At 58.6% G+C, this 12,726-nt stretch carries 17 protein-coding genes; 3 read left to right on the top strand and 14 right to left on the bottom strand.

Translation table 11 applies throughout. The features are described 5' to 3' along the window. Positions 1-13 precede the first annotated feature (13 nt). The 4 genes from JCM25414_RS23625 to JCM25414_RS23610 form a co-directional block, all read right to left on the bottom strand. The gene (locus tag JCM25414_RS23625) at positions 14-169 is read right to left on the bottom strand and encodes a hypothetical protein (RefSeq protein ID WP_199897580.1); all 156 of its coding nucleotides are present in this window, start codon (positions 167-169) and stop codon (positions 14-16) included. Then, complete coding sequence (locus JCM25414_RS23620; RefSeq protein WP_199897579.1) at positions 166-672, bottom strand: Gfo/Idh/MocA family protein; 507 nt, start codon at positions 670-672, stop codon at positions 166-168. The genes JCM25414_RS23625 and JCM25414_RS23620 overlap by 4 nt, the downstream gene beginning before the upstream one ends. Next, entirely contained in the window at positions 651-1,187 is a 537-nt protein-coding gene (locus JCM25414_RS23615; RefSeq protein WP_199897578.1) for a Gfo/Idh/MocA family protein, read from the bottom strand. The genes JCM25414_RS23620 and JCM25414_RS23615 overlap by 22 nt, the downstream gene beginning before the upstream one ends. A 215-nt stretch (positions 1,188-1,402) precedes the next feature. Then, positions 1,403-1,882, bottom strand: a complete 480-nt coding sequence (locus JCM25414_RS23610) for a TIM barrel protein (RefSeq protein WP_199897577.1) — start codon at positions 1,880-1,882, stop codon at positions 1,403-1,405. A gap of 473 nt (positions 1,883-2,355) precedes the next feature. On the opposite strand from JCM25414_RS23610, the gene JCM25414_RS02875 reads away from it, so the two are divergent. Continuing rightward, positions 2,356-3,369 (top strand): LacI family DNA-binding transcriptional regulator, encoded by a 1,014-nt coding sequence (locus tag JCM25414_RS02875; RefSeq protein WP_025840668.1) that lies wholly within the window; start codon positions 2,356-2,358, stop codon positions 3,367-3,369. Positions 3,370-3,384: 15 nt separating this feature from the next. Here JCM25414_RS02875 and JCM25414_RS21310 read toward each other — a convergent pair whose 3' ends face one another. The 6 genes from JCM25414_RS21310 to JCM25414_RS02860 all read right to left on the bottom strand — a co-directional run bounded on the left by JCM25414_RS21310 (position 3,385) and on the right by JCM25414_RS02860 (position 6,855). Continuing rightward, positions 3,385-4,197, bottom strand: a complete 813-nt coding sequence (locus JCM25414_RS21310) for a c-type cytochrome (protein ID WP_051535646.1) — start codon at positions 4,195-4,197, stop codon at positions 3,385-3,387. Between the two features lie 79 nt (positions 4,198-4,276). Continuing rightward, a complete protein-coding gene (locus JCM25414_RS21305; RefSeq protein ID WP_051535645.1) occupies positions 4,277-4,477 on the bottom strand; it encodes a hypothetical protein in 201 nt (66 codons plus the stop codon). Between the two features lie 77 nt (positions 4,478-4,554). Beyond that, the gene (locus JCM25414_RS21300) at positions 4,555-4,803 is read right to left on the bottom strand and encodes a hypothetical protein (protein WP_051535644.1); all 249 of its coding nucleotides are present in this window, start codon (positions 4,801-4,803) and stop codon (positions 4,555-4,557) included. Between the two features lie 3 nt (positions 4,804-4,806). Next, positions 4,807-5,322 carry a GMC oxidoreductase gene (locus tag JCM25414_RS23605; RefSeq protein ID WP_199897576.1) on the bottom strand — a complete coding sequence of 172 codons (516 nt, stop codon included), beginning with the start codon at positions 5,320-5,322 and terminating at the stop codon, positions 4,807-4,809. After that, on the bottom strand, positions 5,277-6,416 hold the full coding sequence (locus JCM25414_RS16475) for a GMC family oxidoreductase (protein WP_199897575.1): 1,140 nt from the start codon (positions 6,414-6,416) through the stop codon (positions 5,277-5,279). The genes JCM25414_RS23605 and JCM25414_RS16475 overlap by 46 nt, the downstream gene beginning before the upstream one ends. Positions 6,417-6,423: 7 nt before the next feature. Beyond that, positions 6,424-6,855, bottom strand: a complete 432-nt coding sequence (locus JCM25414_RS02860; RefSeq protein WP_277910974.1) for a sugar dehydrogenase complex small subunit — start codon at positions 6,853-6,855, stop codon at positions 6,424-6,426. A 313-nt stretch (positions 6,856-7,168) separates the two neighbouring features. Between JCM25414_RS02860 and JCM25414_RS02855 the strand changes: the two genes are divergently transcribed. Further along, on the top strand, positions 7,169-8,209 hold the full coding sequence (locus JCM25414_RS02855) for a LacI family DNA-binding transcriptional regulator (protein WP_025840666.1): 1,041 nt from the start codon (positions 7,169-7,171) through the stop codon (positions 8,207-8,209). Between the two features lie 6 nt (positions 8,210-8,215). Here the strand turns inward: JCM25414_RS02855 and JCM25414_RS02850 are convergent, their stop codons facing one another. The 3 genes from JCM25414_RS02850 to JCM25414_RS16470 are packed head-to-tail and all read right to left on the bottom strand — an operon-like array spanning position 8,216 to position 9,344. Next, complete coding sequence (locus JCM25414_RS02850) at positions 8,216-8,584, bottom strand: VOC family protein (protein WP_025840665.1); 369 nt, start codon at positions 8,582-8,584, stop codon at positions 8,216-8,218. A 53-nt stretch (positions 8,585-8,637) separates the two neighbouring features. Next, positions 8,638-8,802 (bottom strand): WYL domain-containing protein, encoded by a 165-nt coding sequence (locus JCM25414_RS26395; RefSeq protein ID WP_369345979.1) that lies wholly within the window; start codon positions 8,800-8,802, stop codon positions 8,638-8,640. Further along, positions 8,739-9,344 carry a helix-turn-helix transcriptional regulator gene (locus tag JCM25414_RS16470; protein ID WP_199897574.1) on the bottom strand — a complete coding sequence of 202 codons (606 nt, stop codon included), beginning with the start codon at positions 9,342-9,344 and terminating at the stop codon, positions 8,739-8,741. Before JCM25414_RS16470 ends, JCM25414_RS26395 begins: the two co-directional genes overlap by 64 nt. 310 nt (positions 9,345-9,654) lie before the next feature. Between JCM25414_RS16470 and JCM25414_RS02840 the strand changes: the two genes are divergently transcribed. Beyond that, the gene (locus tag JCM25414_RS02840; protein ID WP_025840664.1) at positions 9,655-10,737 is read left to right on the top strand and encodes a tyrosine-protein phosphatase; all 1,083 of its coding nucleotides are present in this window, start codon (positions 9,655-9,657) and stop codon (positions 10,735-10,737) included. A gap of 469 nt (positions 10,738-11,206) precedes the next feature. Here the strand turns inward: JCM25414_RS02840 and JCM25414_RS02830 are convergent, their stop codons facing one another. Beyond that, positions 11,207-12,667, bottom strand: a complete 1,461-nt coding sequence (locus tag JCM25414_RS02830; RefSeq protein WP_025840663.1) for a catalase — start codon at positions 12,665-12,667, stop codon at positions 11,207-11,209. Between the last annotated feature and the right edge of the window lie 59 nt (positions 12,668-12,726).

Below are 12,726 nucleotides of genomic sequence, written 5' to 3'. Positions count from 1 at the left end.
GGGGCGCACGCGCTCATGCAGATGGCAGGATCTGCCAGCTTCGGCTGTGAACGGAGGCCTCCATGGCATCCATGATCTGCTGGTTGCGCAGGCCGAAATCGAAAGCCGGGAAGCAGGCACCTTCAGACATGATGCCGGTGATGAGATCATGCACCTCGATGACTTTCACATCGAAATAGCCGAGGCCGCCCCCCCCAAATCGAAACCGAAAAAGGCCGAGAACTGGGGCACCTGACTACCGACGAGCAGGGTTCGAAAGCCGCGATCCGTTTTTTCGTCGCCAAAACGATAGAGCTTGAGCTCATTGAACCGCTCGCCATCCATGATGAGCGTTCCCTCCGTGCCGGAGACTTCCCAGTACACCCCGAAAATCTTGCCTGCCGCGATGCGTGACGCCTCGATCGTTCCCCCGGCACCGGAGGCAAACTGCACGAGAGCCTGAATCTGGTCCTCATTCTCGACATCGGCCCAGACGGCATTTGCGCCGAGGGTCGCGCCATAGCCCGACCCGGCTTCCGGCACCGGCCTTTGCCGGAACATCGTCTGGTTCTGCGCGATGGTCGCGGTGATATCGCCCATCAGGAATTGCCCCACAGCAATCACATGCGAGCCCAGATCGCCCAACGCGCCAGAACCGGCCTCGCTGCGCCTCAGACGCCAAGAAAAAGGCAAGTTCGGATCGTTGTAAAAACCCTGATCGAACCACGCCTGAACCGCGTCGGGCGTCCGATATCACCGCGCTCGATGATCTGTTTTGCGTAAAGCGCCGCGGGCGTCTTGACGTTATTGAACGCCACCATGGTCTTCACTCCCGCTTTTAGGGCGGCGAGGGTCATTTCCGCAGCGTCCTGTGCACTCAGGGCAAGCGGCTTTTCGCAATAGACATGCTTGCCAGCAGCAATCGCTTCCAGCGCCATTTCCTTGTGAAACAGATTGGGCGAAGTGATATCGACCACATCGATTGCAGGATCGTTGACCAATACCCGCCAATCCCCTGTCGATCGCTCGAAACCGAAGCGGCGGGCCGCTTTTTCGGCCAGTTCAGGCGTGGCGTCTGCCAGCATGGCAAGATGCGGCAAGGCCGGAAGATCGCGATAGAGCAGTGACGCCCGTCGATAGGCATCGGCATGGGCCTGCCCCATGAAACCCGAACCGATCAGACCAATATTGAGCTGCTTTTTCTTCATTGAAACGCTCCCGAAATGGCGCCCGACCCTGCGAAGCGGAACACCATTTTCGTTGTTCTGGAGGGGATTGCTGGCCCCGGTCAGATCATGTGCCTGCCGGGTTCTGTTTCATGCCGTCAGCAGAAGCGGGGCAAACGCGGCTTCGACACTCTGGCGTGCGCGTGTCACAGCAGCCAGAGGGGGCGCCATGGCCGGGTCCTGCTCAGCCTCGACGATCATCCAGCCTGATACCCGCTCTGCAGCACGAAACTGGCCACCGGCCCGAAATCGATGCAGCCATCTCCCGGCACCGTAAACATGCCCGCCCGCACGGCTGCATTGAAACTGAGGTCCTGCCCGCGTACGCGCTCCAGAATGGCAGGGCGCACATCCTTGAGATGGATATGGCAGATACGCGTGTCATAACGGTCGATCAAACGCCGGTAATCGAAGCCAGCCGCCATGGCGTGACCCGTATCGAGCAAGAGCCCGACCTCGGTAGAAAGCGCATCGAAAAGCTGGCAGATTTCCTGGAACGTCTCGGCCACCATCATGAGGTGATGGTGATAGGCCAGTCTGATGCCGTAATGACGGCGCAACCGCGCATCGAAAGCCGCGAGACGCGTCGCATAGGCACCCATCTGCTGCCTGGACAGGGTAAGACGGCGCGACATCTTCTCGTCCAGCGGCGAGGCAGAAGGCACCATGCGCCACATTCACCATAGACCATGATTTTGCACCCAAGTGCCCGCAAAAGCTGGGCATGGCTCGCCACCTCCTCCCATTCCTCTTCATCCTCGCGTTCGGCCAGTCGGCCCGAATACCAGCCTGAAGCGAGGGCCAGCTCGTGGGTAGTCAGTAGTGGCGCCAGCGTTTCCGCATTACGCGGGTATTTGCGCCCAAGCTCCGTGCCCTCATAACCCGCTTGCGCCATCTCACTGAGGCATTGGGCGAGCGGCGTGTCATCGCCAAGATCTTCAAGAACATCATTTGTCCAGGAAAGGGGGCTGCATCCCAGCCTCACCCCCGACGGCAAAATCTTCCGGTGGCTCATCGCCTGCTCCCGCATTCTGTCTATGCCATGAGCCTAGGTCGGGGCCGCATGTCGGACACGCGCAGAATTGATGTGTTCGCATCAGATCGATGATATATATCACATAAGCAATGTCACATTTTCGTTGGGTCTCCCATGTCGCAGCGTGCAACGATACAGGATATCGCCCGCCATTCAGGCGTTTCGACCGCAACCGTCGATCGGGTGATCAACGGGCGTGGGGGCGTGAAGCTTGCCAAGGAGCGTGTCGTGCTCGAAGCTGCGCGCCAGTTGGGTGACGGACGCAGGCTGATCGCGCTTCATGCAAGGCTGGCACGTATCGCTGTCGTGACGCAGCCCCCCGGCAATCTGTTTCACGCCGCCCTGCAGGACGCGTTTCGCACCATCATGCCCGCCTATCGCGAGCAGAATATCGCATGTTTCGAGCATCACTCGCCTATCTCGCATCCCGAGCGCTCTGCCGCTCTCATTCGCACGCTCGCCCGCGATTACGATGGGCTCGTTCTGTGCCTCCCCGATCATCCCGCCATTCGTCAGGCGGTCACCGAGGCAGGGCAGAAACTGCCGATCGTCACCATCGCCTCGGATATCACCTCACCCAACCGGCTGGCTTATATCGGCTCTGACAATCATCGCGCCGGGCGCATCGCCGCCGATATGATGGGGCGCCTTCTCGGCCCGCGCACAGGGCGTGTCGCGCTGATCGCGGGCACCATGCATTATATAGGCCATCAACAGCGCCATGCGGGTTTCATGGCAGCCCTCGACGAGCGTTACGCCGCGCTTTGCGCAACGCCCGCTCAGGAATGCCTCGAAAACGACGACCGTGCGGCAGATGCCGTTCATGCCCTACTGCAGGAGCATCGTGATATTGTCGGGATCTATCACTTCTCTACGGGGGCAGACGCCATTGCACGCCTGCTCGGAAAACTCGGTCTTTCAGAGAAACTGATCTTCATCACCCATGAGCTGACGCTTCATCGCGCCAGCCTGCTTAAATCCGGCGTGATCGATCTGGTGCTGGACCAGAACCCCATGCTCGAAGCGCGCACGGCGCTCTCGACGCTGAGCCATCATCTCGGTCGCAGTCCCGCCCCCCTCGATGGGCCGCTCATCCCGCTTTGCGTGCACACACGCGAGACGATCTGATTTCCCGATCTCGGGTCATGGCGTTCTGGTCTGATTGGTGCTTTTCTCATTCAACGCAGCACTACCGGGCGGCAGAGACTGGGCCGGAAAATCTTCCGTATCGAGGTTTCTCAACCGCGCGACTTCAGCCTCGGTCAGCGTGGTATCCGTGTCCGCCAGATGGCGTGTCACGAATCTGACGAGCGCCAGGATTTGACGATCGGTCAAATCATGACGGAAAGCAGGCATATGCGCCGTGCGATCACCCCCCTGCCGGTTCACCCCTGCCAGAATGGTCATGACCAGATTATCAGGACGCTGCGCCCTGACGGTACGGCTCAGACGCAGGGAAGGATAAAAATCATCCGGTGTCCCGGCTCCATCAAGCTGATGGCAGGAAGCACAGGCTGCCATGTAGAGCGCAGCACCCCCCGCGATGTCGCGATAATTGCGTCTATCCATATAAGGCGCCGGATCAGCATCGCGGTCCTGCCGCGCCAGATCGCGCGTTTCCCGATCTGATGGGGAATCGACGGCATAAAGACGGGCTGTGGCAGAAACCGCGCCTACAGGCTGCCCGGCTGGGACGCTCCGTTTCTGCTCACGCAGAAAACTGGTGATGGCAGCAAGATCGTCATGTGTCAGATAACGCAAAGAGTGCTCAACCGCTTCTCCCATGGGCCCTGCGGCCACAGCCTTGTCACGCACATGCCCATCATGGAGATAGGTCATGATTTCGTCATCGCGCCATGATGCAAGCGGGCCATTTGTGCCTGCGGCGATATCAGACGCATACCAGCCACCGAGCGACGCCCCTTCCAGCTTGTGTCCGGCCTTGGACGCCATCATGAAATTGCGTGGGGTATGACAGGTGCCGCAATGAGCGACATGATCGACCAGATAGCGCCCCCTTGCCTGAAGCGGTGTTTCATCCGGTCCCGGCGAAAAAACGCTTATGATCCAGGTAAAGCCAGTTCCATAAGCGCATCAGGCTGCGCCGGTTATAGGGAAAGTGCAGCGCCGTCATCGGCTCAACCGCCTTGTCAACGGGCGCGATCCGGGTCGTCATATACGCATAGAGCGCATGGATATCATCGTCGCTCATACCCGCATAGGAATCATAAGGCATGGCCGGATAGAGGCGATGGCCATCTGCCGATCTGCCCTCGCGCAGGGCAGCGGCGAAGGCAGCCTCGGACCACCCGCCTATGCCATAAGCCGGGATGGGGTGATATTGCTCGAATAAATGACACCCAGAGGGGATTTGATGCCGTATCCCCCGGCGAAAGCCGCGCCACCCGGCCTTGTGTGACAGGCCACGCAATCGGCTGCACGCGCGAGATAGGCGCCTCGCTGTATCAGGGTCTGATCGCTCGCTCGCGCGTGAGAGCCTGACAGCAGCACAGCTCCCAGAGCGAGACCGGCAAGACGAGCGCGATCGACAAAAAGGCGCATGACTCAGATCTCCCTGAGCATGATGGAGGCGGAGCGCAGCGACAGGGCACATCCTGTCAGGGTCGGATTGACCACGGATGCCGCAGGCATGATCCCGGTTGTCGCAATGAAAAGATTATCATGATCATGGCTGCGCCCTTCGGCGTTGACCACGGAATCGCGCGGATCATGGCCCATGATGACCGTGCCCATCGGGTGATCCCGGTTTTCCCACTGTGTCAGATTCTGGTCGAAGATTTCGCCACTGAGCAGCTTCAGGAACTGCGCATAATCCTGTCGGATCACCTCCCCAGCCGCACGAGCGTAATCATTCACATCGTAATAGATGTCCATGAGTGGCAAACCGTAGAAATCACGCTTGCTCGGGCTCAATGTCATGCGGTTTGTCGGCTCGGGCAGCATTTCGATATTGGAGTCCATGAAAACCCAGCGTGCGGCCATGTGCCGTATTTTCTCGTCCAGTTCCGGGCCGATCACGCCCTGCGACAAGAGGCGCTCGGTGATCTGCACATTGCCCACGAAATTGCCGACCTCATGACGGATACAGCCATGCTTCTGTCGAAAGCTGCCATCCCGCCATTTGAGCACATCGCCCTGCTGCACCGGTCCCCGACCCGACCACATGGCTCATCCGCAATCATGGCCAGCGAAAAAGCATTATGGTCCATCAGATTACGACCAACCATTTTCGATGAATTGGCGACATCGGAGAGAAGCAGGAGGCGCGGCGTCTCAAGGGCGTGAGCCGCCACAAGCACCATGCGAGCCGTCAGGCGGATGGACCGTTTCTCCGGCGTATAATAATGCACCGCTGCGATACGCCTGCCATCGGGGGTTTTCTCCAGCCGATAGACGGTAGCATCGGTTATCAGCTTCGCCCCGGCTCGTTCGGCCTTGGTCGCATGGCGGTCGCCGCTATATTGCGCGCCGATCGGACAAATCGGCGAGCAATTATTATTGCCGACACAGGCTGGACGCTCTTCATAAGGATCGGTTGCGCGACCATTGGGCTGATAGGTGAATGGATATCCCCCCTCGGCAACGCGATCTCGAAAACGTTGACTGAAATAGCCAAGTGCCTGCGGTCTGACCGGGAAAGGTGCCTGGCGCGGCGGAAAAGGCGCGCCGTTCTGCCCTGAATAATCGGCATGATCGTCACCTGAAACGCCCATCTCGATTTCTGCCTGATGATAGAAAGGCTCGAGATCGTCATACGCAATCGGCCAGTCACGCCCTACCCCATAGAGCGTTTTCAGACGGAAATCATTGGGGAGCAGACGCCAGCACGCGCCGCCCCAATGCCAGGTCGTGCCCCCCACCATGCGCAACATGCCGGGCACATACTCGACGGGACCGTGGTTGGTGATATAGCCCGGTACGAAGGAACTCGGCGCCCAGGGTTCGTTCGGATAGGGCTGGTTGCGGTTGCCCGCATCCGTGCTGACATTGCCGCATTCGCGAAAGCTGTCGAGAATTTTCCAGCGCGGTACGCGTGTACCTGCCTCGAGAATAATGACCGATTTGCCGTTTTTCGCCAGATGATGCGCAGCAAGACTGCCAATCACGCCAGAGCCGACAACGATGACATCGGCATCGTAATCCATAGGAGTCATTTTCAGGTCAGTCCGTTGCTAACGAGAGAGGCGCTTCGGCCCAGAACCCCGGCCCACCGCGCGCATAACTCGGAATGACCGTGACATCGCGCGTGGAGCGCCACATCAATGCGCCCTCATAGGTGATGAAGGCAGGCGTGCCAGTTTCCGAACGAGGCAACATCGGCCCCACGCGTCCGAGATACCAGGCCCCGACAAGCGCAACGGCTATGGCGTGGATTGCTACCTGCTCCCGCAGACCGGTGGCGACATAATCAGCCCAGCTCGTCACCGAGCGGGCTGACAGCGCGTCCGATAACTGCCAATAATGCGTCGGAAAGTCTGCGTCTTTTGCCATCAGCGCCTGCCAGACACGCGGCGCCAGGCCGCTATCCAGTTCGCTATCCAGCCCGCTCGACCCTGTGAGTAGACGAGACATACGAAGGAAATCCGAAGGCAGGTGCTGACCTCCGCCGGAGAAGCCAGCCCTTCGCCTGACGCCAATCCCATACCGGTCAGAGGCAGCAGGGCCACGCCATAACCGAGCAGGCGCCGTCTGGTGGTTTTCATGTTCAGTCGCCTCTGCACCGCATCTCTGCGCTCCACTCGATATCCGATGCCGTCTGATAACCGCCCTGCATCCATGCCGGGCGCGCCGTAACGCCTGTTTGATCGGGCAGAGGCACCGTTAAGGGCTAATCTAGCGGGCAGGATGAGGCGGGAGCGATCACCGTGATGATCTGATCTCATCACGGCAGATGAGGAAGCGGATCATGAGCGAGCCACCTAGCGGAGACGCGCCGCGCAAAAAGAGGGCGACGCTTCGCGATATTGCCGCATTGGCGGGTGTCGGCACGGCAACGGTCGAGCGCGTGCTCAATAATCGGGGCAATGTCCGGCCAGAAACCTGCCGACGCATCGTAACCATCGCGCGCGATCTCGATTATTTCCCGAGCCTGCCTTCTCTGCATCGGGGCGTGCTGCGTATCGACGTGCTGCTCGTGCGTCCCGAAACCCTTTTCTACACAAGGCTCAGCAATGCCTTCGAACGGCTTGCTGCGTCGCTCGGCAAGGATATCGTGATCCACCGCAGTTTCGTCGCGGAACACGACATTGCGGATTTCGTCTCACGTATCCGCCATGCCCCCCATCGCCGGGCCGCGCTCATTCTCGCCTGCCCTGCCCATCCCGATATTCTCGACGCCCTGCGCGAAATGGCGATGCAGAACCTGCCGATCATTCAGCTCATCACACGCAATCTGCCGGAACTGCCTTATGTAGGGATCGATAATCACGCAGCCGGGCGAACGGCGGCGCTTTGCCTGACCCGAACCCTGACACACCGCCCCGGTGCCCTAATCGCGCTCTGTCATTCTATGGCCTATGCCAATCATCGCGAGCGCATTGACGGGTTCTCGGACTTTATAGCCACGAGACCGCATGGGGCGCATTTCCTGCGCGAAGTTCTGTTCGATCGCGACGATCCTGAGGAAGCCGCACGGCTGCTGCATCAGGCCATTATCGAAAACCCGGATCTCGTAGGGGTCTATACCGCAGGTGGCGATAATCTGCGTATCGGCGATGTGCTGCGCCGCCATGCTGATCGACAGATCTGCTGGGTCGGACACGAGGTGAATGCCATTACGCGTGTCTGTCTGACCGACGGCATCATGGCCTTTGCCATAGACCAGAGCCCCGAGACACAGGCGGGGCTGGCCCTTCACGCTTGTTTGCAGAGGCTCGGAATCATTCCCTCCCTGATCGGGTTCGAGGCACCTAAATTCCGCCTCGTCACGCCGGAAAACCTCGATTGATCCCACTCAGCCGGGGCGCGCGATGACACGCAGCCGATGACCGTCCGGGTCGCAGGCCAGCATGGAAGTGCCAAAATCGAGCGATATCGGCTTTTGCAGGATCGTCACGCCCAGCGCCTGATAACGCTCGTGATATTTCTCGACCTCCTTTGCATTTTCCACACCGAAATTCAGTTCCGTACGACAGCCCGCGCCATCGCAGGCAGGGATGACATCACCCAGCCGCCAAAGGCTCAGGGCGATTCCTGGCTTGAGATCGAATTGGGCATAATTCTCAGTAAGATGCTGCGGTGTGCTCTCCAGCAACGCTGCATAGAACCGAGCGCTGTCAGCAACGTCACGCACGTAAAGAACCGAAAGAATCTGATCATTCATGGTGTTGTCTCCCCTCCCCGATTGGAGGCAAAACCTTGCTAGCCAGCTGCATGTCAGTTTCTGTCAGCATCGGGCGTGGCTTCGGCAATTCGGGACTGATGCCACTCCTTCATGAGCAACTCCTTGCGTCTTGCATAGCGCCTGCACGTCACAATCACTGTCTCGATCCGGTCGAGGCGGAAATGACGATATCCCCCACGCAGGCAGCACCAAGCCACGAGAATCTGGCACTTTCGAAATAGGCCATGGCGAAGGGCCAGACTTCCCTCTGGCTTGGCAGGTCACGCGCATCTCGATAGCTCAAGACGAGAACGGATTCGTCCCTGATTGCCTGACGCAGCACCGAAGGATCGATGCGCGACGGAACACAGGGCGTGGGCGGACCCGTCATAAGTGTTCCGCATTCCACCCCGCGACGATGCGCCTCGGGCAGCACGGCAGCAATGCGGCTGAGAGCACTGCGCGCGGCCTGACCCAGCGCATGGTCTGTGTGAGAGGCGACATAATCGGCCCCGAGAACCAGCGCTTCGATCTCCTCTTTGGTAAACATGAGCGGCGGAAGCAGAAAGCCCGGTTCGAGCACGTAGCCGAGTCCTGCTTCACCTCGTATCGGCGCCCCCATAGCGATAAGCGAGGCGACATCGCGATAGAGTGTTCGCTGACTCACGCTGAGCGTTTCCGCCAGCTTTTTCGCGCTGACAGGCTGACGATAACCACGCAGGGCGTGAAGCAGATCAAGCAATCGGACGGAGCGGGACAACACTCACCCTTGACGACGAAGCGTGACAAAAAACAAAATCGAGCTTATCGGAAGGATATGCGAGGATTTTGCAAGAAAACTTTCACTATCCACGAACTGATCCCGCGGCAATTCTCTTGCTTCGGCGCATCTACCGGCATTCAATCCTGTCCGGCGGTACTTTCAGACAAAGATCTTTCTATCGTCTCGTCCCGAGCAGCAATCCTTCTTGGGTAGACCGATCTGCCGAGACGCCGCTTCGTCGCCCTTCTGTGGGGCGCATTTTATTCGAAAGGCTCCATGAATACGGGGCCAAAGAGATGAGAACATCATGCTTCTGAAAAAGACGACCCTTGCTCTTGCCTCGATTGGAGCCCTCGCTTCTTCCAGCACCTGTTTCGCCGGGGCTATGGCAGCTGAGCCAGCGAAGGCAGAACTCACCATGGCGCCGCAATACGCGCTGAGCTGGCCGAAGGATCTCGGCAAGGTCGATCTTTTTGTCGCTCCCGTTCCGGATCAGACCAAAATGACACCCGTAAGAAGGAATATCAGCGAAACCGCCATGACGCTGGTGTCGCCGTTACCGGGAACGACGCGGGCCTATTTTTTCATCAAACCCGAAAACGGCAAACCGGGGATTTGGGTCTCTAACCGAGTGCTCCCCACTCAGGGCGTGGCCAATTTCCGCGACATGGGCGGCTATGAGACCACGGACCACCATCATGTGCGCTGGGGGGAGTTCTATCGCTCTGCCGCTCCGAGCGGTCTGACTCAGAACGATTACGTCTTTGTCGATACATTGGGCATCAAGAGCGTTACCGATCTGCGCACGCAGGCCGAGCAGAAAAAGCAGCCCACGCGATGGCAGGGCGTAAGCCCCGCTTTCTTCCCTTCGGAAAAACCGGACTTGCCATCGGATATGACCGATCGAAGCCGTTTATCGACCATGAGCGACGCTCAAGCGAAGGCGCTGATGGAGACATTCTATGCACAGATGCCCGACTACTACGCGCCTGAGCTCAAGGCCTTGTTTGCACGCCTCCTGGCACGTCAGACCCCAACCCTGACGCATTGCACCGCAGGCAAGGACCGCACGGGTTTTGCCTCTGCACTGATACTCTATGCGCTCGGCGTGCCGGAGCAGACGATCCTCAGCGACTACGCCATGAGCGGCGACCTGCTGCGCGCCCATCTGACGCCGAGCTTCAAGGCTGCCATGACCGATCACCAGAATGGCGGTGCCATGGCGGCTTCTCCCTCAATGCGTGCCATGCTGAATTCAGATCCCGATTATCTCAAGGCCGCGTTTGCCTCGATCAGAAAGCACTATGGCTCGATCGACGCGTATCTCGCGCAAAAGCTGGCTGTCGGACCGCAGCAACTGACCGCTTTACGCAGCCTCTATCTGGATTGATCCCGAAGGAGCGGGCTGAGCTGTTATCGGCCCGTCTCCGCCTCGGTGCGCGAGAGCAGCAACGCGAAGATCTGGGGAATGCTCGACAACGACAACGCGAGGACACTGCCTCTGAAAAGCAGGGTCGCAAGCCATGCCACAACGAGCAGGACGGACAGAACCAGAAAGCCGGTGACCCGGCCGCATTGCCGCTTGCGTCTCTCCTTTCATGCACGAATCAGTGAATAAAGACAGAGCAGAAAAATCGTATTGCCCAAGGTCCGAAATGGCTGATTATTGGGTGAAACACATCTCTGCCAGATCATGGTACCCATACCACACCGCTCTCTGCGACCATCCGAATGAGGACATTCGCTTTCACGTTTTTCCCTATATCGATTACTCAACATAATATCTGGAAACGGCGCATTAAAAAAGGGAGAGCCCGAAAGCTCTCCCTCTTGCTAAACACCCAAGATGCTAGTCGGGCTTAGCTTTTCTGCGCGAGAACAGCTTCACGAATGCGCTGGCCGATCTTCTCGTCCACATTGGACCAGTATTCGAACACACGCGACAATACCGGCTCTTCAACACCACCAGCAATGTGACCAGCCGCGTTCTGGACCAGACGGTCACGCGCTGCGTCATCCATCACACGATTGACCAGATCATTGGCCTGGCTGAAATCGTTGTCATCGGGGCGCAGCGTATAAGCCGCACGCACGAACTCACCATCGGCTGCCCAGACGGCGTTTTCAGGGTAACGCTCGGCATCGGCTGCAGGACCGCCCTTCGAATTCGGCGCATAAACCGGATCGGACGCATTATGCGACCGCATGGTGCCACCCTTTGAGTAGGAATGAACCGGGCATTTCGGCGCGTTGACCGGAATCTGCTTATAGTTCACCCCGAGACGGGCACGATGTGCATCGGCATAGGCGAAGGCACGTGCCAGCAGCATCTTGTCGGGTGACAGTCCCGTGCCCGGCACGTGGTTATTGGGCTCGAAAGCGACCTGTTCGATCTGCGCGAAAAAATCTGTCGGGTTGCTGTCCAGTGTGAGCTTGCCAACCTCGATCAGCGGATACTCACTTTGCGGCCATACCTTGGTCAGATCGAACGGGTTGATGTGATAGGTCCTGGCATCCTCATACGGCATGATCTGCATCTTGAGCGTCCAGCTCGGATGCTCGCCGCGCTTGATGGCTTCATACAGATCACGACGATGGTAGTCGGCATCGCTGCCAGCCAGCTTGTCAGCTTGGTCCTGCGTCAGACACTTGATGCCCTGATCGGTCTTGAAGTGGTATTTCACCCAGAAGCGCTCACCTGCTTCATTAACCCACATATAGGTATGGCTGGAAAAACCATCCATGTGACGCCAGCTGGCAGGAATGCCGCGATCACCCATGAGCCAGGTGACCTGATGCGCCGTCTCGGGGCTCAGCGTCCAGAAATCCCACTGCATGTCGTTGTCGCGCAGACCATTATCGGCGCGGCGCTTCTGCGAATGAATGAAATGCTGGAACTTCATCGGGTCGCGCACGAAGAAGACGGGCGTATTATTGCCCACCATGTCAAAATTGCCTTCTTCGGTATAGAACTTCACCGAGAAGCCGCGCGGATCGCGCCAGGTGTCGGGACTGCCCGACTCACCGGCCACAGTCGAGAAGCGCACGACCGTCTCGGTCTTCGCGCCCTTCTGCAGAAACTTGGCCTTCGTGTAGCGGCTCAGATCATGCGTGACTTCGAAATGGCCGAACGCGCCACCGCCCTTTGCATGAGGCTGACGGTCAGGAATCATCTCACGATTGAATACCGCCATCTGCTCGATGAGGTAATGGTCATGAAGCAGGATCGGGCCATCGGCACCGACGCTCAGCGAGTAATCAGTGCTGGCAACAGGGGCGCCGGCATCGGTTGTGGCGGTTTTGATGCGCTCGTCAGACATGGAAGTTCTCCGGTCAAAAATTCACATAAGCAGAATGACCCTGGGCGGCATGAGTTGCA

It is taken from the genome of Asaia platycodi JCM 25414, assembly GCF_000614545.1.
In the GTDB taxonomy this organism is placed as follows: Bacteria; Pseudomonadota; Alphaproteobacteria; order Acetobacterales; family Acetobacteraceae; genus Asaia; species Asaia platycodi.
This window is presented reverse-complemented; position numbering and strand designations above follow the sequence as displayed.